At 45.4% G+C, this 23,440-nt stretch carries 22 protein-coding genes; 10 read left to right on the top strand and 12 right to left on the bottom strand.

Annotated elements, in window-relative coordinates; all coding sequences use genetic code 11:
* Positions 1–425 precede the first annotated feature (425 nt).
* On the bottom strand, positions 426–1,046 hold the full coding sequence (locus L5M37_RS18825) for a tRNA-uridine aminocarboxypropyltransferase (protein WP_263201569.1): 621 nt from the start codon (positions 1,044–1,046) through the stop codon (positions 426–428).
* Between the two features lie 141 nt (positions 1,047–1,187).
* Positions 1,188–2,396: a multidrug effflux MFS transporter gene (locus tag L5M37_RS18820; RefSeq protein ID WP_263201567.1), complete on the bottom strand. Its 1,209-nt coding sequence runs from the start codon at positions 2,394–2,396 to the stop codon at positions 1,188–1,190.
* Positions 2,397–2,509: 113 nt separating this feature from the next.
* Between L5M37_RS18820 and L5M37_RS18815 the strand changes: the two genes are divergently transcribed.
* Positions 2,510–3,481, top strand: coding sequence for a LysR family transcriptional regulator (locus tag L5M37_RS18815; protein ID WP_113940290.1), 972 nt, complete (start codon positions 2,510–2,512; stop codon positions 3,479–3,481).
* Positions 3,482–3,564: 83 nt separating this feature from the next.
* Here L5M37_RS18815 and L5M37_RS18810 read toward each other — a convergent pair whose 3' ends face one another.
* Positions 3,565–5,436 carry a methyl-accepting chemotaxis protein gene (locus L5M37_RS18810; RefSeq protein WP_263179142.1) on the bottom strand — a complete coding sequence of 624 codons (1,872 nt, stop codon included), beginning with the start codon at positions 5,434–5,436 and terminating at the stop codon, positions 3,565–3,567.
* 376 nt (positions 5,437–5,812) lie between these two features.
* Here L5M37_RS18810 and L5M37_RS18805 point away from each other — a divergent pair, with 376 nt between their 5' ends.
* Positions 5,813–6,160, top strand: coding sequence for a hypothetical protein (locus L5M37_RS18805; protein WP_263201565.1), 348 nt, complete (start codon positions 5,813–5,815; stop codon positions 6,158–6,160).
* Between the two features lie 22 nt (positions 6,161–6,182).
* Here L5M37_RS18805 and L5M37_RS18800 read toward each other — a convergent pair whose 3' ends face one another.
* A complete protein-coding gene (locus L5M37_RS18800) occupies positions 6,183–7,643 on the bottom strand; it encodes a DUF4145 domain-containing protein (protein WP_263201563.1) in 1,461 nt (486 codons plus the stop codon).
* A 33-nt stretch (positions 7,644–7,676) separates the two neighbouring features.
* Complete coding sequence (locus tag L5M37_RS18795) at positions 7,677–8,384, bottom strand: hypothetical protein (protein ID WP_105250588.1); 708 nt, start codon at positions 8,382–8,384, stop codon at positions 7,677–7,679.
* 190 nt (positions 8,385–8,574) lie between these two features.
* Between L5M37_RS18795 and L5M37_RS18790 the strand changes: the two genes are divergently transcribed.
* Together L5M37_RS18790 and L5M37_RS18785 are read left to right on the top strand one after the other, a co-directional pair.
* Complete coding sequence (locus L5M37_RS18790; protein WP_168827259.1) at positions 8,575–9,105, top strand: DUF2780 domain-containing protein; 531 nt, start codon at positions 8,575–8,577, stop codon at positions 9,103–9,105.
* A 100-nt stretch (positions 9,106–9,205) separates the two neighbouring features.
* A complete protein-coding gene (locus tag L5M37_RS18785; RefSeq protein ID WP_105250590.1) occupies positions 9,206–9,667 on the top strand; it encodes a TerB family tellurite resistance protein in 462 nt (153 codons plus the stop codon).
* 177 nt (positions 9,668–9,844) lie between these two features.
* Here the strand turns inward: L5M37_RS18785 and L5M37_RS18780 are convergent, their stop codons facing one another.
* Entirely contained in the window at positions 9,845–10,669 is an 825-nt protein-coding gene (locus tag L5M37_RS18780; protein WP_173248173.1) for an HDOD domain-containing protein, read from the bottom strand.
* Between the two features lie 288 nt (positions 10,670–10,957).
* A complete protein-coding gene (gene yjeH, locus L5M37_RS18775) occupies positions 10,958–12,220 on the bottom strand; it encodes an L-methionine/branched-chain amino acid transporter (protein WP_263185129.1) in 1,263 nt (420 codons plus the stop codon).
* A 251-nt stretch (positions 12,221–12,471) separates the two neighbouring features.
* Here yjeH and L5M37_RS18770 point away from each other — a divergent pair, with 251 nt between their 5' ends.
* Positions 12,472–12,903, top strand: coding sequence for an Lrp/AsnC family transcriptional regulator (locus tag L5M37_RS18770; protein ID WP_006079646.1), 432 nt, complete (start codon positions 12,472–12,474; stop codon positions 12,901–12,903).
* A 269-nt stretch (positions 12,904–13,172) separates the two neighbouring features.
* On the opposite strand, the gene nrfD is transcribed toward L5M37_RS18770, so the two are convergent.
* The 4 genes from nrfD to L5M37_RS18750 all read right to left on the bottom strand — a co-directional run bounded on the left by nrfD (position 13,173) and on the right by L5M37_RS18750 (position 15,819).
* Positions 13,173–14,114 carry a cytochrome c nitrite reductase subunit NrfD gene (gene nrfD, locus L5M37_RS18765; RefSeq protein WP_105250593.1) on the bottom strand — a complete coding sequence of 314 codons (942 nt, stop codon included), beginning with the start codon at positions 14,112–14,114 and terminating at the stop codon, positions 13,173–13,175.
* Positions 14,111–14,797, bottom strand: a complete 687-nt coding sequence (locus L5M37_RS18760) for a 4Fe-4S dicluster domain-containing protein (RefSeq protein ID WP_105250594.1) — start codon at positions 14,795–14,797, stop codon at positions 14,111–14,113. Before L5M37_RS18760 ends, nrfD begins: the two co-directional genes overlap by 4 nt.
* Before the next feature lie 4 nt (positions 14,798–14,801).
* Entirely contained in the window at positions 14,802–15,266 is a 465-nt protein-coding gene (locus tag L5M37_RS18755) for a cytochrome c3 family protein (RefSeq protein WP_105250595.1), read from the bottom strand.
* Between the two features lie 76 nt (positions 15,267–15,342).
* Positions 15,343–15,819, bottom strand: coding sequence for a DUF2726 domain-containing protein (locus tag L5M37_RS18750; protein ID WP_105250596.1), 477 nt, complete (start codon positions 15,817–15,819; stop codon positions 15,343–15,345).
* Positions 15,820–16,228: 409 nt separating this feature from the next.
* On the opposite strand from L5M37_RS18750, the gene L5M37_RS18745 reads away from it, so the two are divergent.
* From L5M37_RS18745 to menE, 5 genes are all read left to right on the top strand, one after another.
* Complete coding sequence (locus L5M37_RS18745) at positions 16,229–17,197, top strand: LysR family transcriptional regulator (protein ID WP_105250597.1); 969 nt, start codon at positions 16,229–16,231, stop codon at positions 17,195–17,197.
* A gap of 185 nt (positions 17,198–17,382) precedes the next feature.
* Positions 17,383–19,104 (top strand): 2-succinyl-5-enolpyruvyl-6-hydroxy-3-cyclohexene-1-carboxylic-acid synthase, encoded by a 1,722-nt coding sequence (gene menD / locus L5M37_RS18740; RefSeq protein ID WP_263201561.1) that lies wholly within the window; start codon positions 17,383–17,385, stop codon positions 19,102–19,104.
* Positions 19,104–19,892, top strand: coding sequence for a 2-succinyl-6-hydroxy-2,4-cyclohexadiene-1-carboxylate synthase (gene menH / locus L5M37_RS18735; protein WP_263201559.1), 789 nt, complete (start codon positions 19,104–19,106; stop codon positions 19,890–19,892). Before menD ends, menH begins: the two co-directional genes overlap by 1 nt.
* A gap of 26 nt (positions 19,893–19,918) precedes the next feature.
* Positions 19,919–21,031: an o-succinylbenzoate synthase gene (gene menC, locus L5M37_RS18730; RefSeq protein WP_263201558.1), complete on the top strand. Its 1,113-nt coding sequence runs from the start codon at positions 19,919–19,921 to the stop codon at positions 21,029–21,031.
* Positions 20,994–22,436, top strand: a complete 1,443-nt coding sequence (gene menE / locus L5M37_RS18725) for an o-succinylbenzoate--CoA ligase (protein ID WP_411569074.1) — start codon at positions 20,994–20,996, stop codon at positions 22,434–22,436. The genes menC and menE overlap by 38 nt, the downstream gene beginning before the upstream one ends.
* Positions 22,437–22,536: 100 nt before the next feature.
* On the opposite strand, the gene rpoH is transcribed toward menE, so the two are convergent.
* A complete protein-coding gene (gene rpoH / locus L5M37_RS18720; protein WP_006079635.1) occupies positions 22,537–23,394 on the bottom strand; it encodes an RNA polymerase sigma factor RpoH in 858 nt (285 codons plus the stop codon).
* Between the last annotated feature and the right edge of the window lie 46 nt (positions 23,395–23,440).

The following is a 23,440-nucleotide window of genomic DNA, read 5'->3' as shown; positions in this document are numbered from 1 at the left end:
GGCAAAGCACTCTCATCATTATCAACAAAAACACCATATTTAAAGCTCGATAGCCCTGCCAGCACGCCATTTACTAATAGTAATGAATGGAATCACTCCCCTGCAAAGCCAGTGATGGCCTAACAAAGCACTCTCATCATTCTCAATAAAAACACCATATTTAAAGCTCGATAGCCCTGCCAGCACGCCATTTACTAATAGTAATGAATGGAATTACTCCCCTGCAAAGCAATTGGCTGGCAAAGCTATCTCATCATTTGCTGCGCAAATGAATCCTAGTTATTAAACCGTATTTCACATTAAGTTAGCGTGATCTGAATAAGATTTTGACTATTTTAATTCGTACGGAGTCTCAAAACTCAATAACTTAAAAGCACTAATTCATACTTAAAAAATCTAAGACTCAATAGCCTTAACCCCATCAACTATACCTTACCACTGGATTCATTTGAGTTCTGATAACGAACCTGCACTGTACTCGGCATCGCCTTAATCCGCAGTTCCACCATAGCATCAAATGCCATCATTAACGGCTGAACATCAAGGGTAGGATCGAGGGCGCTTAACATATAAGCGCAAGCTTCTAAGGTCGATAAACTATCGCTACGACTCGATTTACGGATCCGATAGCGCGATTCATAACCTTCAGCCAAATGCACCGCAGGATACTGGGCTAACCAAGGATTCAGCTGCAGCATTTTGAATGCCTTACGCCAAGTGCCATCGAGCAACAGCAATATACAATCAGGATTAATACTTTGCTGTTCAACACTTACACTTAACGCAGAGGGATAGACGAGATAAATAGGCTTATTACACGCCGCTAAATATTCCCGTAAACCGTTGAAATCAGACTCGCTTTCACCCACATAAACTTGCGTTTTAGGTACAGCAAGACTCAATACCCGCACACTATTCTTCTTATGTTCGACTTCACTCGGGTGCTGTAAAACCACCAACTGAGTCATTGGAGAGATAGGCTGAACACTCGCACATAAGCAAGCATTTTGCGGATAACGACAGATAGAACAATAGTGACGAGACAAGCTTTACCCTCGGTTTAGTGAGTTATTTTACGAGTATACCAAAGGATAAAAGGGTATTAGACACAATAAAAAATACCCACAGTTCGCGGTCAAACAAACTGTGGGTAAAGGGTGTACTCTGTAATTAATCAGTGCAGCGAACTAATGCTCGCCAACTAACTGCTCTTGGTGCCAGTGGTCGAATCGACTCAGCGCCATCATCAACAATAAACTGATAGAAAATACGCCCATGACGAGTGCTACTGCGTAAGGTGCAGTTAAATTCGTTTGCTGTATAAGTCCAGCTAAAACGGATGCACCACTCATCTGAATAAAACCTAGCATAGCCGCGGCAGTCCCCGCTCGCTCACCGAAAGCTGACAGCGCCATACTCGTCGCGGGGCCGAGTAAGAAGGCAAATCCCACACATAACAACATCATAGGTAACATGAAGTTAAAAGCTGCTGCCATCCCTGTATTTGGGCCAAACTGTTGGCCCGCCACTGTCGCCACTGAAGACAGAACGAGTAAAGACAGAGCCAAAATAACCGTTGGACGATTACCCAGTTTGCGAATGACGATCGGTGCCGCAAAACAGGCCACGATATTAAACACAGCATTGAGCCCGAATAAACCACTAAACGCCAGCTCAGAAACCCCTAAATGCCCAATCAACCACACAGGCGCATAAGACACATAACTCAAAATAGCCGCCATAGCTGACATACAAGCAAAGGCATAAAACAAAAAGTGGGTGTTACCGAGTACAGGTTTGAATCTGCCCCAACGGTAAAGTGGGCCAGTAGTAACAGTGTTGGCTGGACGAGTCTCAGGTAAGCGATAACCGACAACGAGCATCATCAACATGGCATATAACGTCATGAAAACGAAGGTTGAACGCCAGCCGAATTGCATCGCTAACAAGCCACCTAAGGTTGGTGCTAAAGCTGGGATCACGCAAATCGCACCATTTAAGTAACTGTAAATTTTAGCGCCTTCTTTTTGTGAGTAGCAGTCGCGCACCGCACTAAACACCACGATAGAAGTTGAACAGGCGGCTAAACCTTGCAGCACACGAGCAATCTGTAACCAATGAAACTCGATGGCCGCGGCAGCGAGTAGGCTACTTGCGCCGTAGAGTAAGACCCCGAAAATGGCCACAGGACGGCGGCCATAACGGTCGGCTAATGGCCCAATCAACACTTGGCCTAAGCCCATGGCGAATAAAAACAATACGAGCGTGGATTGCACATCACTGGCAGATACGGCGAATTCTGTCGCCATAGTTGGCATTGAAGGTAAATAAATATCGATGGCTAATGGGCTGAGCAGCACCATAGACATCAGGATAGGTAACAGATTACGCCGCATAAATAATCTCAGTTGATCAGGGAAAGGTATTTCAGTGGGCGCTATTTTAATTAACTCAAGGTATGAACAGAAATGGTATAATTTCCAAAGTAAATTTCCTCTGAGGAATATCTGTGAATATCGACAACTTAGCTAGAATCGATTTGAACTTGCTGGTCATACTCAAAGTGCTGCTAGAGGAGCAGAGTGTCACTCGCGCCGCCAGCCGATTACATATAAGTCAGTCAGCCCTCAGTAAGAGCTTAAATCGACTCAGAGAAACCTTAGATGATCCCCTATTTCAGCGCACGGCGCATGGCTTAAAACCCACAGCGCACGCCCTCATTCTTGGGCAAAAACTACCGAATATATTGCAAGACTTGTATCAACTCACTCAGCCTCCGACCTTTAATCCTGCCAGTAGCAATCGACAATTTTCTTTTGCCATGGTGGAAAGCGCCTATGAAACCTTAATCCCATATTTTATCGGCCCTATGCTGACCACGGCACCCAACGTCAAACTCGACTCCTATGTCTGGACCGAAAAATCGATGCAGGATTTGCAGCAAGGGCAAATCGACTTTGGCATTTCAGGGCGAGATTTGCATCCACTGTCGGATTTTCAAGTGGATCGCCTGCCCGAAGGGATTGCCTATCAAACATTATTTACCGATCAACAAGTCTGCTTAGTGCGAGAGGATCACCCGCTGATGGCGGCGCTCACCTCAGAACAATGGAATTTACCCCTTTACCTCGATATGGCCCATGTGCAGGTTCGTTGTGAAGGTAGTGATTGGTGGGCACTGGATTACTTTCTTGCCGATCTTGGGCATAGACGCCGGATCAGCACGACTGTACCCGACTTTTATGGTGCCGCCAGCGTTTGCGCCCACAGCAATTTAATCTTCACTCTGCCTTCGAGCTTTGCCCGTCACGCCTGCCAACTTTATCCGCTCAAACAACTGCCACTGCCTTTCGAATTTATGCCAATGGCCTATGTGTTGTTATGGCATCAAAGAAATGATGAAGATCAAGGGCATAAATGGATTAGAGAAACCATTTGTCAAAGTGTGGCTAAGTTATTCAATCCCACAGAAATGCTTTAACACGACAAAAACGGTCAGTAAAAAGCCCGACAAAGCAAAGGCTTTATCGGGCTAATATCGAGGCACGCTATTAAGAATAGCGATTACAGAATAAATGTCGCGACTTGCGCATTCAGATCATTAGCGCGAGCTTTTAAGCCCCTCGCCTGTGCCAAATCTGCCATGGCCGATGCGGTAATCTCATCGGTCACATCTTTAATCGCAACCGTATTCTGGGTTATTTCACCCGTCACTTGAGTCTGTTCTTCCGCTGCGGTAGCAATTTGGCCTGCCATATCTGAAATCACATTGACCGCTTGCGTAATCTCTTCAAGGGCTTTCGCCGCCGCATTGGCATCCTCTACGCTATGACCCGCTAATGCTTGGCTGCTTTCCATCAAGCTGACTGCTCGAGCGGTAGTGCGTTGTAGCGTTTCAATCGTGGTATGTACTTCCTGAGTCGAATCCTGTGTACGACGTGACAGTACTCGAACTTCATCGGCAACGACCGCAAAGCCACGACCCTGCTCACCGGCACGCGCCGCTTCAATGGCTGCGTTAAGCGCCAACAAGTTGGTTTGTTCAGCAATCCCTTGAATCGTCGCCAGAATACTCGAGATAGACTTAGCGTGACGACTTAAATCGCCGATGACATCCGTTGCTTGAGTCACTTCATCGGCGAGTGAATTAATCGAGTTACGAGTTTTATTCACTAACTCTTTACCCTGTAAACTGCTCGCCGCAGACTGTTGAGCCGCTGTTGCCGTGTTCTCAGCATTGGCTGCAATCTCATTAGTCGCACTCGCCATTTCAGTTACCGCAGTCGCGACCATAGCGACTTCTTGCTGTTGACGTTGTAACTCCGCAACTGAAGTTTGCGTGGTGGTAAGACTACGTTCAGCATCGGCATCTAACTCATTCGCTAATTGGCGAATATGGCTGATCAGCTGATGTTGACTGCCCACAAAGCGGTTAAAACTGTCGGCAAGCACGCCCACTTCATCTTGAGTGTCGACAGAAATACGTTGAGTTAAATCACCATTACCATCGGCAATACGCGCAAGAGCTTGCGATACTCGACTCAGAGGACCCAGTAACATGCCAACTAACCAAGAAATGGCTAACACACTCAGCAACAGTACGAGTGCAGAGAGACCCAATTGAGTGAGTAATAGGTTAGACAATGGCGCTTCTAGCGTTTCCTTATCAAGCACTAACACTAATTCCCAATCTGTATTAGGGATATCAACGCTCCAGACTAATTTGTCACGTCCTTCATTTTCAAAATACATAGGCAACAGAGTGCCCGCTGCACGGCTCTGTTCTGGTAAGTTGCGATTAAGCTCGTTGTCGATTTCACCTATAGGTTTCATCGTCTTAGCTTGATCTTTATAAGCGATCACTGTGCCATCTTTGTGCATCATAATGGCATAACCGTTTGCCGGTAACTTCATCCGATTAACACCGTCAACTAGGCTTGCGATAGATAAGTCACCACCCACAACACCTTGTGCGGTAGGCTGCGCCATAGTCACAACCAGAATGTTATAGGCAACATCCACGTAAGGTTTTGTCAAAATAAGACCGCGCTCACTGATGGCTTGTTGATACCAAGGGCGGCTGCGAGGATCATAGCCCGTACGATCAATACTCGGATCAGAATCCAACATTTGCCCTGCTTGAGAGCCAAAATAGGTCAGCTGGAAACGGCCCGATGCCTGTGCTTGTTGAAGTGTATTGAGGCTGTCACCTTCAACTTTGTTCGCCAGGGCTCCCATAATATCTTGGCGGCCAGCCAACCATTCTTGGATCCGCTCAGCCTGCTGTTCACCTAAGCGCTGCACTTGTTCTAGGCTGTTTTGTAACAGCTGGGATTTTTGGCTGGAATAACTTTGCCATGACAACAAACCAATCACGAGTGAAAGGGCTGCCACGACAGAGAACAGAATTTTTTGCTTGAGCGAATATGAGTTCATGTTGGCGTCTAATTAATTAACAAAGCAGTGAAACAAGAGGGTGTTTGAGCGGGTCGAACGAACATTTACAACCAATATAATAAGGCGGCTAACTGAGTTAAAACTGCAGTTAAATTTGAGCTGAATTTTCTCATATTCTGTACAGTTAGCAAAGAAATTGCTCAGATTTACATCAAAAAGATTTTAGCAAACACATATAATTAACCAACCATCATTCAAGCAACAACATATAGATAGGCATGCGATCACATATCAAAGTAATGCGCAACACCAAAATGGCCTCTGGAGTAAAATAAAGTAAATTAATCAAGATTAACGTGACCTAGACGCACTCGCTATTGCACACTAAATGTCCACTGCCTATCGAGGAGTTCTTATGATTTTTCAACAGTTCCAACAGAGCCCACTGCAGACCCGAATTTCTGGCCCACGGGCTTGGTTAGCGATGGCAATTAGCATTAGCCTAATTTGTTTATCACTATTTTTATTGCCCTTCGTGCTCTTATTTGGTGCCATTGCGCTCGGTTGTTTAGTCCTATTTAGCCGTTTTTATATGGCACGTCAGTTGGCTAAGTTTAATCAGGCTCAGGCAAACGCAATGCAGCATGCCCACGCGAGAGAGGAGCCGCAGAGTCAGGTTTATGGATCTGACACTATTGTTAGGGAATCTAATGCGACACGCCATCAAGGGCGCACTTTTGAGCATAAAGAGGATGAACACTAGTTCAATCGAAGCAAAACTGCGCTCAAGCGAGTAAGGTCCGGGCGCGTTTAAGGCTATGAATTTCGGCGGGATCTTGGGTTACCTCAAGCACATTTTCAATCTGTAATACCAGTGAACGCCACAGAGGCTCGATAATATCCGCCTCTTTTTTATTGGCATTTTGCCGTGCCAGCTTAAGCAAAGCCGCAGATCCAACGACATCAATTCGCCCTAAGATACCGTCGGCCAGTGCCATACTCAGCTCAATCATCGCAGGCACACTGTGGCTATACTTGATCACTTGGCGCAAATAATCCTCAGCTTGAGTCAAATCACTGCCAAAGGCATTGTCATCATTGAGCATATGCTGCGCCCGCGTGAGCATAGCATCGAGTTGTCCTTGCTCGGCAGCTTCGGCCATCCAATGCTCACTGGCAATCATATCTCGAGTACAACCATCTCCATTGGCAAGCATTAATGCTAAATGATACTGAGCATGGGGATAACCTGCTTGCGCGGCTTTGCTTATAAAATGATAGGCTTGAGTTAAGTTCTTTTGCTGGTAATGCAATACACCTAGATTCGCCATCGCTTCGGTTTGCTCGCCATCTGCCGCACCTTGTAAATATTGCTGTGCTAACTTGCTGTCGGGTTGAAACGACTCACTGCCTACAAGATAAAAATATCCCAATAACGCCATCGCATTGACCACACCTGCTGCTGCTGCAGTGGCAATGATCTGTTCACCTTTAGCCACTTCTGGCGCGCCTTGATAACCGTGGATCAGTGCTACGCCATGCTCATGTAAGGCTTCCATGTGCTTAGGTGCCGCAAGGGAAAACCAATAGGCCGCCCGGGCAAAACTGTCAGCAGCGCTAATGTGAGAAATGACATTTAGAGGTGAAACTGTGGATAAATCTTGGCTTGATATAGCTTCGGCTTCAGCCACAAGTTCTTGCTCTTTCAGTATCAAAGCCTTGGTCTTAAACGATATCCCCACCAAATACTGCGCTTGCGGGTCATCTTCCATCACAGCGCGGTAGCACAAGTCCCTCACCGTCATTGCGTCAGTCGCTTCATAACAGTAGTCAGGGGCAACTCGACCTTTAACCTTAGGATACAAGTGCTCGACTAAAGTCAGAACATCTTTAATGGATTTTCGCGCTAGCGCGAGTAATTGTTCTTGGGTGAGATGGTATTTCTCAGGATGAGCGCCGCGGTTACCGTCGGCACGCAATCGATGCAGGGCACGAGTGGTCTTCACATCAATCACGCGCCGCTGATTTAGCTGTTCGATCCTATCGTATAAATTCGGACTCGAAAACGCGATTTGCTTATCTTGCCCCAGTAACTCTGTAAGTTTATGGGTAAAACTGCGAATGTGTAGCAGCGACTGTGTCGGTACATCCTGCACATAGCTTTTAGCCTTGAGGTAATCATCACTCAAGGAGACCGAAAAATCGTGGATAAACTCACTATCCTTAATGACTGTTTTCGTCCCCATGAGTGATTCCCTGCAGGCTGAATTGATGTTGCACTATTCGACGCTTGGTTTTTTCGACACCATATATAAGCGGAACAAAGCGACGTTAACGAATAATCCAATAAAAGACATAAAAGTATCCGCTAACATTTGCACAGGTAATCCGCCCATGGACGCTAACCCAGAAAGCTGGCTACCTATGACTGAGAGTGGTAAATATAACATCAATAATGCAATGGTTTTCAGTACGATAGGGCCACTAAAACTAAAACTACCCTTAATCGCTTCTAGCGGTGTTAAGCGCTCAACCACAACCATAAAGTTCACATAGGCTAAACGCGCAAAGAGATAGAAGCTAATTACCAATCCTACCAGCCACACAGGACCGAAGGCGGCAAACAGCATCACTGGTGCTAAAATCGCTAGACCAGAAAACACCCCAGCCAATAATAATGGTGGAACAAAAGGTAAACTCGCCTTCAACACCACTCCCGCTGAAGGACTATGCCCTTGTGAGCGCAGTTCTAAAAACAGAGTCAAAGCGGCAATTAATACCGAAAAAGTAAGTAGTAACAGCATCATGGCGATCATATGCGGCGCGCCAAACTGTGGGTTTTCTAGATCAACTTTACTCATCTCTATACCAAGCCATAACTGGATCCCCACTTGGATCAAGAGTAATGGGATCGTCAGCATAGCGAGTTGCGCCAGATGATTACGGAAGAAGTTATAGGCTTCTGACAAAATTGCGGATAGTGACATGCGACTTTCCAAATAATTGAAATGAATTAACACTTAGAATTGCCGCTAAGGATACCGAAAATCCCTTGGCAATGCACAGTAGAAATCACCAGTGTGAACCGTAAATCACAGAAAACTACTGCAACAAAAGTGACAAACCCGCTAAACTGTCCAGCGAACTCGTGCGCAAACCATCAAAGGACGCTTCCATATGAAACACACTCTGACCTTCTCTATCCTCCTCAGCACTTGTATTTTAGCGGCGCCCGCCAGTGCAGGCTGGTTAGATAACTTGGCAGGAACTCAAGCCAAAACTGAAAAAGCGACCACTACAGCAGCGGCTACTCAGTCGAATGATTTAGTTGGTAGCGTCATGTCACAATTGGGTTTAAACCAAACTCAAGCCGAAGGTGGCTTAGGCAGTTTATTAGGCTTAGCGCAATCAAGCCTAGGAACAACCGACTACTCAAAACTGGCTGCCAGCATCCCTAATGCCGATAGTTTGCTCGCCGCTGCGCCTAAATTGGACTCAAAATCGGGTGTTTCTGGCTTATTATCCAAAGCGGGTGATTTAGGTTCATCACTGCAAGGCAGTGCTATGGTATTAGACGCCTTTGAAAAATTGGGTATTTCTAAAGATCTAGCAATGCCAATGATCAACATAGCTAAGTCTTACTTAGATACCAATGGCACTGAAGGCACCTCAGACTTACTGGTGAAAGGCCTGAACTCGCTACTGTAATTCAGTCTTACCTCACCCTAAGCAATACAAGGTTTAGGGTGAACTTTCACTTCCCAATCGACTCTACTTTATATTCCCTCCAGCATGAGAACCGCCAAATATGATTGCGAAATTAAGACGATTTTTTGAAGCTCATACTCAAGCAGTCTCCCCTGAAGACAAGGCACATCAACTTAAACTGGCCGCAGCGAGTATGTTACTTGAAGTCGTGTTTGCCGATGAGACCTTAACGGCAGAGGAAGAAGCCTTATTACCTAAGCTGCTAACCGATACCTTATCAATGTCAGAAGTAGACGCTAAGATACTGATTGATGAAGCTAAAAGCGTACAAGGCAGCGCGACCTCACTCTTTGAATTCACCTCAGCCATTAACGCTGAATTTAGCCTAGCGCAAAAGCAGCAATTGTTGCTCGCAATGTGGCAACTGGCCTACGCCGATGGCCAGCTATCCCAATATGAAGACCAGATCATTCGACGCACCGCCGATTTGTTGCACCTCAAACACAGCGAGTTGATCCAAATGCGTAATCTTGCCATAGCTGCAACCCAACAAACTGGCTAGCCACATCCACTATTCAATCAAAGTGCAAATCAACAAAAGCCCATAAAAAAGCGTGAATGCGAAACACCCGTTCCCCATTCACGCGATTGCTTTCTTAAGACTAAATTGATATCGCTCTTTGGCTAAAAATATTTTTACTGCCGCCCTACTCACCAAAACACTAAGCTAAACAAGCTCCTAAGCTAACGCTTTACCGATTTCATATCCCGAACCGTGTAATTCAGTCAACTTAGTCCTTAGCCCGCCCATCTCCATCTTCAATCCTTTCTTAGTCGCTAATTGAGATAACCAACTGGTTTTTTCATCATCCTCAATCGTATCCCACTCATCTAGAACTTTGTAAGATAAGCATAATAACGCAGCAAGTTTTGAAAATGGGTTTGAATCCTTAGGGTGGTCTTGATACAAAATGCCTTGCACTAACGCTGGTGTAAACTTCCAATTTTTCGCTAGTAATGCGCCAATATCAGGGGAATCATATCCAAGTAACTCGCGCTCAAACTGATGCTTATCTTTACCCTGCGCCACAGCTTCGGCAATTTTCGCCGCATCTTCAGGCGATACTGCCGCAATCAATAGATCGCCAATACGATGTAAGATACCGCAAGTAAAAGCCTCTTCTGGGACTGCGCCACAACGCTTTGCCATTTCTTGGCTATAAAGCGCAATCTCAAAGGTTTGCCCCCAAAACTGGGCTAAATCTATTCCTTCACACTTAGGGACGGCACCAATCACCGCCGATGCTAGCACTAAGGTTCGTAGGGTTTGCATCCCAAGACGCACAACAGCTTCATCGATAGTGCCAACCTCTCGACTGCGTCCATAGTGGGCACAGTTAGCAAGGCGTAACACCCTAGCGCTAATTAAGGGATCGTGTGAAACTTTAGTGGCAATGCTTTTTACTGTCGCATTGTCATCATTGACCGCATCTAACAATTCACTGATCGCCTTAGGTAACCTAGGTAACTCATCGACACGATTGAGCAACGCAGCTGAATCCATATTTATTCTCCTTCCGTATGAATGATCAAAATATAGAACACAAGTTATCGCCTCGCTCACCGAGATACATTAAATATCAGTAATGTGCAGTCCTTCGGCAACAAAGCTTGGCGGCCATCAGACTTAAGGTTTACCTCTTTATTTCATTCAATTTAATCGCACTCAATCATATCCAGTTTCGAAATCCACTAAGCCACACAAAAAAGCCCCAAACTCTTATGACAATAAAGAGTTCGGGGCTTTTTTAATTAACCCATCATGTTGATTTAGCCCCAGAGGGTGCGAATATTACTCAGGTAACGCCAAACTTTGTTTGCGACTAATATGGGTCTTTTGCCACCACAAAAATGGCGCGACCACTAAGATCAACACAAGCACGTAGGACATACTTGCACCTAGGGCAAAACCTAATACTAAGCAAAACGCACAACCCAGCGCCACCAGCGGCCAATTGTGCCGTGGTAATAACTTAGCGGCAGCGAGCATAGCCATCAAATAGATCACCACAAATACGCCGTTGCTCCATGCAATAAGGTGCTCTAACTCTTGCCCGGTAAAATAAGTCAGTACGATAACGCTTGCCATCACAGATAACAGCGCAGCAAGTGCTCGAATAGGTACACCATGAGCATTCTTAACGGCAAAGAAGCGCGGTAAAATGCCTTCACAACTAAAACTCCAGACCAGACGTGCCGCACTGGCCGCATACACGTTAACGGTTGCCAATCCACTTGCGATACCTAACACACCAATCACTTGTGCGCCGTAACCACCGAGTAGTTGGTCAAACACGCCGATCATGGCAACACTTTTATCTGTCGGCACTAATAGCAATAAAAGTGTACAAGCCACATAAATCACGCCCACCAGCACTGTGCCCATCATCATAGCGGGGATCATATCCTGCTGCGGACGACGAAAATCATCGGCAAGATGCGTCATAGCTTCTATACCCAAGAAACTCCAAAAAGCGATGCCAGCGGCAATCATCACGGTTGGCATTTCAGGCATACCATGGCTAGCAAGTGTCGTGAGATGACCTTGCTGAAAACTACTCGCACCAAACAAAACCACAACAACGGCGACAATGCAAAGTGTCAGGCCAAATTGCAGCTTAGCCGACACTTGGATGCCTCTTAAATTAATCAGAAACAAGCCAAAAATCACGAGTATTTCAACACCAACCTTGGACCAACCCGATATCGGTATTAAGGCATTCACAAACTGGAAGGTCATCAAAATCGCGGCCGGTGCCCCCATGGGCACAACCAGTAAAAAGATCAGTCCAATTGTTCGACCAGCAGTGCGACCAAAGGCTTTTTCGACAAAGTAAGCGGGGCCTGCGGCATGGGGAAATACACTCGCTAAACGACCAAAGACCAGTGCCACTGGAATAATGGCCAAGGTTAACAAGATCCATGCGACTAAGGCGCCAGAATGCGCTTTTTCAATAGTCATCTGAGGCAAAATAAATACCCCTGTACCGAGCAAAGTGGTCGCCATTAAACCCGCACCTTGCCAACGACCTATAGTTCCGCTATTTGAATTCATCTGTTAATATTCTGTGGTTTTTGAGCTGTCAGTATAATGAGATTTCGCCCTACAATCTGCCGTTAATTTCAGTGTTCTCCACGTCCAATACCGGCAAAATCGCGGCAAATAACGTTATTTCCATCAAAATGACGGCCAGCTTAAATTTTGGTAAAATTTTAAGCAAAAATACTCAGCAAATTCTGTGGTTATTCAAACCAATGGCAAAATAACACACAGATTCAATATAGCCATTTTCACAGGAGTCACCCTTGGATAAATTCGATACGGCCATCATTCATAGTTTGCGTCAGGATGCGCGCCAGAGCGTGTCGAATATCGCCGAACAGGTCAATCTATCCCGTAGTGCGGTTGCCGAGCGCATAAAAAAGCTCGAACAAACTGGAGTGATCCGTGGCTATCAAGTGCTCTTGAGTGAGTCGCAAAAAGAAGGAGTATCGGCTTATTTCGAAATCCAGCATCAATGTCCACGTTGCGCCGACGTGGTACACGTATTCCAAGCGATCCCCGAAGTGATTACCTGCCGTGGTATTTCTGGTGATATGGATTTACTCGTGTACGTGCATGCGCCTTCGATGCGCCGCCTGCATGAGATCCGTGAGTATATCGACACTCACACTGACATCATCAAGATCAAAACCCATGTGGTAATGAGTGAATGGATTAATAACCTCGGCGAGTAAATCGTGCCTCCCTAAAACAAGAAACGCCACCCTTAGGAATAAGGTGGCGAGGCCCGTTTGGAGGCAGGGCAAAATATTGAAGTGTAAAATATGGCATCCTTGCCCAGCGACCTCCCTGTTACACAACCAACCGCGGCTAGACTTAACCCTTGAGAGCTCAGCCAGCGCCGCAAGGGCCTCATCTACAATGTTTTCCTTTGACATTGTTTCCGCGATCCGTCGATTCCATTGATTATTATGATTTTTTCGTCATTAATTAACGGTACGCATTAAGCGATCGTCATTTGTCCTGTATAGAGTATGAAGTTACGTAGCAGTAATACCCCGATCAAGCTCAAGCAAGCCGTCCCCGCCACGTAGGCCCATTTCCGTTTAGATGTCGCCGTCATAAACAGATTCATCGCCAATGGTCCAGACAAACCGAGTCCAATAATACCAAGCCAGAAAATCCATCCCCAGAAGCCATACCCTAAGGCATTAAAGGCGGCAATTTTACTCTGTCCACCTGTTAGCACTAAGCCCATAAAGAAGGTAAAAATCAGCACGATTTCGACTAAAATCAGTGGGATTTCAACCTTGTGGATAAAGTGCACCTCTTTGTCATTAGGTTTGCCATTCATCAACACGCCACCGAGTAAAGATGATGCCGCACCGGAAGACAAACCAGATGCCAAAAACAGCAGAGGTAACACAGGGTTTTTAAGCATGGGATAGCCTGGCAAGGCCGAGAGCAGGAAGCCTGTATACGCGCCCAATGCCAAGGATAGAATCACGAGCAATCCTGTAATTGTCGCTTCAAATCGAGCCAATAATGCGGTCAACTTAAGCACAATAGGAAAGCGTGTTTCACACCAAGCATCAACAGGTTTACGGAAGGTTAAACCAATCCACATAAACATGAATACTTGGTAAATCAGCAGAATAAGCACGCCCATCGACATGACAGATTTAGGGTTGTAGAACACCAAAATCTTCCAAAAATCGAGAGGTTTAGTTAAGTCTGCGACCAATATCCCTAACCCGGCCATCACAGCTACAGGCGCGACAATACAAGCGGCTCGCACAAAACCAGACTGATAGGCGTTTTGCTTCAAAACAAAATGTTTCAACAGTACGGCGAAGAACATGGCTCCCGCAGATACACCTGCTAAAAACAGGTAAATTGCAATCGGCCAATGCCACACTAAGGTATCAAAATGTAGGGCACTCATAGTATCACCTCCCCTGATTTTGCAACGATACGGAACAATTTAGGTCTCGTTCCAAGATCAACCTTAGTGCGCTGGGTTGGATTAGACCGCAGAACTTGAACAACCTCAGAAGTCGGATCTTTTAAATTACCGAACACGAGTGCCTTTGTTGGACAAGCAGCAACACAGGCAGGTTGTTTACCTTGAGCTAGGTTAGTTTCTCGGCAGAAATCACACTTATCCGCCGCATGGGTGACAGGATTAATAAAACGGACTTGATAAGGACAAGCTGCAATACAGTATTGGCAACCTACGCATTTCCATGCATCGACAGAAACGATACCCGTTTCTTTATCAATAAATGCAGCTCCAGTTGGACATACATTTACACAGGGCGCGTCTTCACAATGCTGACAAGACTTGCGACTAAAGTGATAAAACTGATTAGGGTATTCGCCAAAGGGACCCGCTTGCTTAATTTGAAGCCTAGACACACCTTCGGGTACATTATTCACTTCACGACAAGCCACCTCACACGCTTGGCAACCTATACACTTAGTTTCATCATGAATAAGTGCATATTTGACATCAGGTTCTGCTTTAACACTATCCGATGCATTCACTGTGGCGAGTAATGATGCACCTGTAGCGCCGGCAAATAAGGCACAGGTGCCTTTTAGAAATCTTCTTTTTGAATTTTCCATAACCTTACTCCTGCTTGCCAGTGTGGCAACTGCTACATAGCTCACTGCGAACCTTCGGCGTCATATCCGCCATTGGATCCGTTGGGCTATGTAATTTATGGCAGGCGGCACAAGGCACTTTTTGAGCATGTACGTTATGCGTCCAATCTGCTCCACTGAGTTTTTTCTTGGTATGACACTTCTGACACACTCTCAGCTGAACCGTCAGATCCGACGATTCTTCCATACCAAAGACCACCATATCATTCGGTTTCTTAGGGTGATCGCCCTTTTCTCCATGACAGGAAGAACAGCTCATTTTCATCGCATCTTGACCATGATGCCCTAACATTTGACCATTACGCTTGTGACACTTCATACAAGCATCACTGTTAATTTGATTGGCTGGCTCAGCACTCATTGCAGAAAAGCTTAAAAGCAACGCAGCAGCACCTAAGCGTAACGACCACAGCCATTGTCTTTTGGACATAGGAAGTCCTCACATTTATCCGTAGGAAGGTAAAGAAGGGGTCGAGTTCGGATAATTCCGAACCCGACGGTCAAGATCACACAGCCAAGGCTTGCTTAAGACTCTGAGTATCCCACTGTTTATGCTGGTTCATTTCAATGAAACTGATATTGAACTTGCTAAACAGTTTTTTCAGTGGTGAGTTAGTTTCTTTGCCAAAATCACTGATCACCATTTTCACTTCAGATGAATCATGGTCGATCAATACATAATCGAGTCGGCATTCATGATTTAATTCCGTATCATGTTTGTCCATCTCAAATACAGTGTCTAATGGCACGTTACAACAAACATCGTATTTACCTTCAACAACTGTTTTTAATGATTTAAAAAAATTGAAGCTTTGTTTATCAAACAATACTGGTTTAAGTTTCATCTCATGATGTGCGGCTTCATCAGGACCTGCTTTAAAAAACTTAATGCAAGTCATGACAAACATCACAAACACGAATGGTACTGCTACGAATAGTACGAAGTACATAAACGCATAGCTGAGAATGACTGAAGTATTCATACACGCCTCCAAAAACTAATTTATTTTTTGTTATCTCCTTTAAAGCAACTTTAGTATTATTTGAAAACACTTATCTTTTCTTGACGCATGTCACACTTGCAAATAACAACTTAAATATAAACAATGATTTACATGGCTCGTCACATTGCAAAATTATGTAAATCTTAAATACAAATATTGATACTTGATAATTCAGTATTTGTATTTTAAATATGTAAATATCAGTTTTTGAAATTTTAAATTTTATGAAAAACCATTTTAAATATTAAAAATAAAACAAAAAAACCTTTGATACACATAGATAAAATCTAGATCCAAAACTTGGGATTAGTTTCACATTAAAATTATTAATTAGCACCATAATTAGGCATTGATTTAAGTATTTGCTCAATATTAAGGAATATAAAAAATGCACATTAGTAACATGGATGGCCTCGATATTCTGAGTTTAAAAATACTTGTTTCATTATATGAGAACAAGTCAGCAACCTATGTATCGAAAGCGCTAGACATTCCAGCTCCTAAAATCAGCCGTAGCCTTAAAAATCTACGGGAAATTTTTGGTGACGAGTTATTTATTCGTCGTAAATATGGCTTATTCCCAAATGAGTTTGCTACTCATTTATATCCAATTGCAAAAGAAGCAATTGAGTGTACTGATAAGTTTCAAAAAGCCAGAATAGCAAACACTCGCCAAGTTAAGACACATGTCGAAATTGCAGCACCAGGGTTAATTGCCTACACCTTTCCTAAAGCCTTGATGCAGGCTATTAAAGAAGAGCAAAAACCCATGCACATTAATATAAACCCTTGGTCTATGCATACGACTCAAGACATTATTAATGGTGATACAACCCTAGGTATTTGTTGCAATAAAAGTGCTGCCGATGTTGCCGCCTTCGGCGATAAACTGCTAACGACTGAATTGCAACGTATGGACAAACTCTACCTGATTGCTAGCAGGCATCATCCTATTTTTAAACGGGAAATCACCCTAGAAACGATTGCGGAATACCCCTATGTCAATACGGATCTTGGTAATCCCAGCACCAAATTGAGTCCATACCAAGAGTTTTGCATAACGAATGGCATTAAACTCAATACTGAAATTACCATTACCAGTATTTCAAGTTTGTTTGAATATCTAGGCGAAAGTAATGCAGTCTCCCTATTGCCTTATCGGATAGTTTACGAAATGGTGAGCGATATTCCTGAACTGCATACGTGTCAACTATCGCAGTATGAAGCAGAACGTTTATATGCAGATACAGAAACCCCAACGATTTTCTTAGTGCAAAAAAATCAGCCTAATGCAATCAATGAGGACTTAAAATGGTTAAGCGGAGAGATTAAAAAAATCGTCGATCGTATTATCTAGCCAAGCAATAGCTCAACATATCCAAACAACAAACCACCGATACACGAGGTGACAGGCATCCTCTGCCTTAGCTTAGGCTCCACCTCAGCCCCCATGCGATCCACTCGAGAATTGTTAAACCAAGCATACATCTTGGAGCATAAACACGTTACACTAAGCCCATCTTTATCCTAATAGATTCAGCTATGCGGACCGAAAATACAGCCACTCTTAATCTTATTTGGGGCGCCCTTATTCTTGAGGAGTTAGCACGTCTTGGCGTGCAACATGTGTGTATGGCGCCGGGCTCGCGCTCAACACCGTTAACCCTCGCCGCCGCCCAGCAAACTAAACTCCAGCGTCACTTACATTTCGACGAGCGTGGGCTCGGCTTTATGGCCTTAGGTCTAGCAAAAGCTAGCCGCGCACCGGTCGCCATCATTACGACCTCAGGCACAGCAGTCGCCAACTTGTACCCTGCCATTGTGGAGGCGTGGCTGACCCATGTACCTTTAATCGTCTTAAGTGGCGATCGTCCGCCCGAATTACTCGGCTGCGGTGCCAATCAAGCCATAGTCCAACCGGGAATTTTTGCGAATTACGCCACTCAAGTGAATTTGCCAACACCGGATACACATATCGCACCGCAGGCGTTGCTTACCACAGTGGATGAAACGGTGGCGAATCAAACTCGCCCAGTGCATATCAACTGCATGTACCGTGAGCCCTTGTATCCGAGTGAACTCGGTGGCGCGATTCTCGATGCCGAATCACCTTACCTCAAACCATTGCAAACTTGGCTGCAGCTCGCACGCCCGTATACCCAATACGGTAAGAGCAAACAGGTGAGCAGCCCAAGTGACGATGCCATTATGCGGTTCGTCCACGGTAAAGGGGTGATCGTTGTCGGTACTCTCACGCCTGAACAAGATCCACAGCAACTAATTGCCCTATCGCAAAAAATCGGCTGGCCATTACTTACCGATGCCCAGTCGCAACTGCGTCAGCATCCCGCGGCAATAGGTAATATTGATCAACTGCTGCAACATCCAAGGGCACGCAATCTATTGCAGGAAGCGGATCGTGTACTCGTATTCGGCGGCCGTTTATTATCAAAACGCTTGATAGGCTATCTCGCCGAGCAAAATTGGCACAGCTATTGGCAGGTTTTACCAGAACAAGACAGGCTTGACCCTAGCCACAATGCTAAACACATTTGGCACGCGAATGCACAGCAGTTTGCGGCCTTAAATTGGTATCGCTCATCCTCGGCAAACTGGGCGAATACCCTAATCACCTATAACGATGAATTGCATAACTTATTTGTGCGCAATATCGACCAAGGGGAATTTGGTGAAGCACAAGTTGTGCGCGCCATCGCCAATACTCGTCCGCTAGAACAGCAGCTTTTTATCGGCAATAGCCTGCCTGTACGCTTATACGACATGTATGCCCCTGTCAGTTGTTGTACGGCAACCACTTATACTAATCGTGGCGCATCGGGTATTGACGGATTACTCGCCACCGCCTGCGGTATTGCGGCCCATGAAGGCAAACCCACGAGTTTAATCATCGGTGATTTATCACAACTGCACGATCTTAACTCGCTGGCCATCGCTAAAGGCTTAACCAGCCCGCTGGTGATCGTGATCCTCAATAACGATGGCGGTAACATCTTCAACTTATTGCCCGTTCCCAATGAACAAGTCCGTAGCGATTATTATCGACTCAGCCACGGTTTAGAATTTGGCTACGCCGCAGCTATGTTTAATTTGCCCTATAATCAAGTGGATAATTTAGCCGATTTTCAAGATAGCTATAATGAAGCGCTGGATTTTCAGGGGGCTTCGATCATTGAAGTCAATGTAAGTCAAACACAAGCCAGCGACCAAATCGCCGAGCTCAACTTGTGGGTGAAACAAAGCTAATGCCAACCATGGCCCGTTACGGCGATCCTTCACTACCGACCTTAGTGTTACTGCATGGCTTTTTAGGCACTAAGACCGACTGGTGGCCGTTAATGCCTGCGCTAAGCCGGCACTTTCACTGTATTTGCTTAGATCTGCCGGGCCATGGGGATAACCAAAAGGAGTTGAAGCCAACCGAATTAGATGGATTTAACCAATGTGTTGAAGATGTGTTGGCACACCTGAATGGCCTTCATATTGGTCAATTCCATCTCTACGGTTATTCTCTCGGTAGCCGTATTGCTCTGCACCTTGCCAAAGCCTATCCAGAAAGACTACTGAGCCTAAACCTCGAATCCTGCCATCCTGGACTTACAGACCCGCAAGAAAAACTTGCCAGAACCAAAAATGATACCCAGTGGGCCGAGCGTTTACTGCATCTGAATAGCAAAGACTTTTTAAGCTTGTGGTATCAGCAGCCCGTATTTGCCGATATGACGGCTACCAAACGAAAAACCTTAATCGAGCATCGTTCTGCAGCATTAGATCTGCATCCTAAACAGCGGCTTAAAGAGGTATTCATAGCCACCTCACTCGCACACCAAGCATCGATGTGGGATGTACCTTTGCAGCTTACCTGTGAGTGCCATTTCTTTGCGGGCAACCAAGATGCCAAGTTCCACGCCCTCGCCCAAGAGTGGCAATTACACGCGCCCATCCTCGTCCATAGTATTCACGGCGCCGGCCACAACATACACCAAGCTGCTCCCGAGGCATTAACCTCAAAAATAGTGAAGTTGCTAGGGTAATGACAGAATTAAAATGTAGGAAATATATGATATTAACTTCGCTTAACCTGTATCAATATCGACTACCGCTCGACGTATTATTGCCCGTCGGTAAGCAACGTATCGATCACAGAGCGGGATTAGTACTACAAGCCAGTGTAAGTGCCAGTGCTAATGTTGGTGGCGAGCATAGACAAGTCGAAGTTGAAATTGCCCCACTCTCTGGCATAGATGTCGATGAACAAGCCTTGATGGGGTTCAGCCGTGAAACACTCACTCAAGTGCAAACGGCTTTGACTGGATTATTACCCCAACTCTGCGGTCAGCATATTGATACATTGCTGGAATGCGCCGAGCAAAGCCCTTACCCTTCTTTGGCCTTTGGTTTAAGTCTGTTACATGCCAAGTTAATGGGCAAACTCGATGCCATCCGTCCACAAACGGCCACAGTCCCTTTGATTTATCATCCAACGGATGCCAGCAAAGACTTGCTCGATAGCAAAATTGCCGCCCTTGGCAGGAATGTTCGCTCGGTTAAAGTCAAAGTCGCGCAAACTTCAATCGAAGATGAACTAAGCCTGATTTATGGCATTTTACGTACCCGCCCCGATCTCAAATTGCGTTTGGATGCGAACCGAGGGTTTACACTTGAGCAAGCAATCGAATTTGCCGCTTGCTTACCCCTAGAGACCATAGAGTACATTGAGGAACCTTGCCTGAATCCTCATGATAATCATGAATTTTATCAAGCAATTGGTATACCCTACGCCCTCGATGAATCGCTCAACGATCCAGAATACCAGTTTGTAATGCAAAATGGTCTGACTGCGCTTGTCATCAAGCCTATGCTGCTCGGCAGTATCGAAAAGCTAGCTAATTTAATCGATACGGCGCAAAGCTATGGCGTACGTTGCATTATCAGTTCGAGTCTAGAGAGCAGTTTAGGCATTAATGATCTGACTCATTTAGCCGCGATTCTCACTTCGGATGAAATCCCTGGGCTCGATACCCTCAGCGCCTTTAGCCAAGATTTAATCATGTCATCGGGTAAAAAATACTGCCTCACACTCGCGCAACTTGAGCCAATTGCACTGCACGCCATTGATTCAATGCAACAAAATGATGATACAGCCAAAAGTGAGGGAAACGAGTTTGTCTAATGCCAGCCTATCAAAACCGCTTGCACTGTCACCCGTGCACCAAGCTGCGCTTGCGTTTCCACAGCAGACAGCCATCAAGTTGGCGGGGCAAGACATTAGCTACTCAGAGCTTAGCCAGCGCGTTATCGCACTGGCTCAGCAGCTAAGCGCTTCGGGGATCTCAAAGGGGGAACCGCTCGCCTGTATTGCTAGCAATAATCTCGAGATGATTTGTCTCTATTGGGCCTGCATCGATATAGGAGTCATCTTTTTTCCTATCTCGCCCCGTTTCCCCCTCGCGCAGATCCAAGACTTAATTAATGAACATCAGATCCGCTATGTTTGGAGTGCTGAGGTTTGTGAACTACAGAATTGTCATCACTTGCGCTTAAATTTTAATCGCATTAGCAGTGACTTAGCCCAGCCTGTCGACTTTACTCGTCCAGCTAATGTGATTTTAACTTCAGGCTCTAGTGGCTTTCCCAAAGCGGCGGTGCATTGCTTAGCGAATCATATTGCCAATGCCGAAGGTGCACGCAGCTTAATCCCACTCGAACAAGGTGATGCTTGGCTACTCTCCTTGCCCTTATTCCATATTGGCGGTCTTGCGATATTAAACCGCTGTGCCTTAGTCGGTGCTAGTGTTGTCATGCCAGATCAAGCGCTTACCCTTGGTCAGCAGATTGACCAAGATCAGTTGACTCACATATCTCTCGTTCCCACACAACTGAGCAAGTTACTCGCCGATACGAGCAGCAAGCTTAAAAGTATCAAAGCCTTATTACTTGGTGGCGGCGCAGTCTCAATCGACTTACTCCAACAACTTAAGCAACGCAATATCGCCAGTTACACCAGTTACGGCATGACGGAAATGGGCTCGCAGATCACCACAGGTCACGCTTTAAGCGACGGCAGCAGTGGCAAACTACTCCCCAAACGTGAGCTCAAAATCGAAGATGGTGTAATTTTGGTGCGCGGCGAATGCCTGTTTATGGGCTACCTCACCGCGGATGGAATACAAAAGTGCGTTGAACAAGACGACTGGTTTTACACCAAAGACAAGGGCGAATGGGACGAAAATGGTAATCTAAGCATTCTTGGCCGCGTCGATAATATGTTTATCTGCGGCGGCGAAAACATCCAGCCAGAAGAAATCGAAGCCGCGCTTAAACAGCACCCACAAATAGACGATGCAATCGTTTTCGCCATACCAGATGTACAATTCGGCAATCTCCCTGCCGCCATCATTCGCGGCAGTTTAACTCATCTCACAGAGTCGATTGCAAGTGAACTCGAATTGTTCCTCGCCGACAAAATCGCCCGCTTCAAACGCCCAAGACAGTATTATGTATGGCCAGAAAATCATGAGCAGGCAGGGCTGAAAGTAAATAGAAAAGCCTTGATAGCTAATCTTGTTAAACACTGATTTATCATCAACGTCATCAAGCCAAATTTCACCCATAAAAAAACCTGCCGCAGCAGGTTTTTTTATGGTTAAGTTACAATCATTTTACACGTGATGTGACTTAGGCTTCCATACAAGCTTTTAGCTTGTTCATGGCATTTTTCTCAAGTTGGCGAATACGTTCGGCCGACACTTGATAAGTCTCTGCAAGTTCTTGCAGTGTGGTTTTATCGTCATCTAACCAACGGGCACGCAGAATATGCTGGCTGCGTTCGTCTAAGGTCTTGATGGCAGACAATAAACGACCTTGGGCATTCGATTCCCAGTTATCGTTTTCGATATTTTCCGCTAAATCCGATGAATGATCTTCCAAATAATGGACTGGGGCAAAATCATGCTCCTCGTCTTGATCATTGGTTAAATCAAATGCAGGATCTTGCGCTGCCATACGTGATTCCATTTCGGTCACATCGGCCTTAGACACACCTAAATTTTCAGCCACCATAGTGACTTCTGCATCGCTGAACCAACCTAAGCGTTTTTTCGCTTTACGGATGTTAAAGAACAACTTACGTTGTGCTTTAGTGGTCGCGACTTTAACAATGCGCCAGTTTTTCAGCACATATTCATGAATTTCAGCTTTGATCCAGTGCACAGCAAAAGACACAAGACGCACGCCAACATCGGGATCGAAGCGTTTAACCGCTTTCATCAAGCCTATGTTGCCTTCTTGGATAAGGTCTGCCTGTGGCAAACCATAGCCTGAATAGCCTTTAGCAACGTGCACTACAAAACGTAAGTGCGACATAATCAGTTGCTTCGCAGCTTGTAGATCACCAGTTTCCTGTAAACGCTTGGCTAACTCATACTCAGCCTCAGCGTCCAGCATGCTGATGCTAGTCACTGAATGGATATAAGCTTCTAGACTACTGGCGCCCTGTGGGACAGTCAGTGCCATTGATTGCGTTTGAAAGGTCATTCGCTCTCCTACATTTATCAGACTACTTAACGAGTGCATTCTTAGG

Origin of the sequence: Shewanella sp. SM69 (assembly GCF_025653985.1) — a bacterium.
GTDB classification, from domain to species: domain Bacteria; phylum Pseudomonadota; class Gammaproteobacteria; order Enterobacterales; family Shewanellaceae; genus Shewanella; species Shewanella oncorhynchi.
Note: the sequence above shows the minus strand (reverse complement) of the source record. Positions and strands in the feature narration are given on the sequence as shown.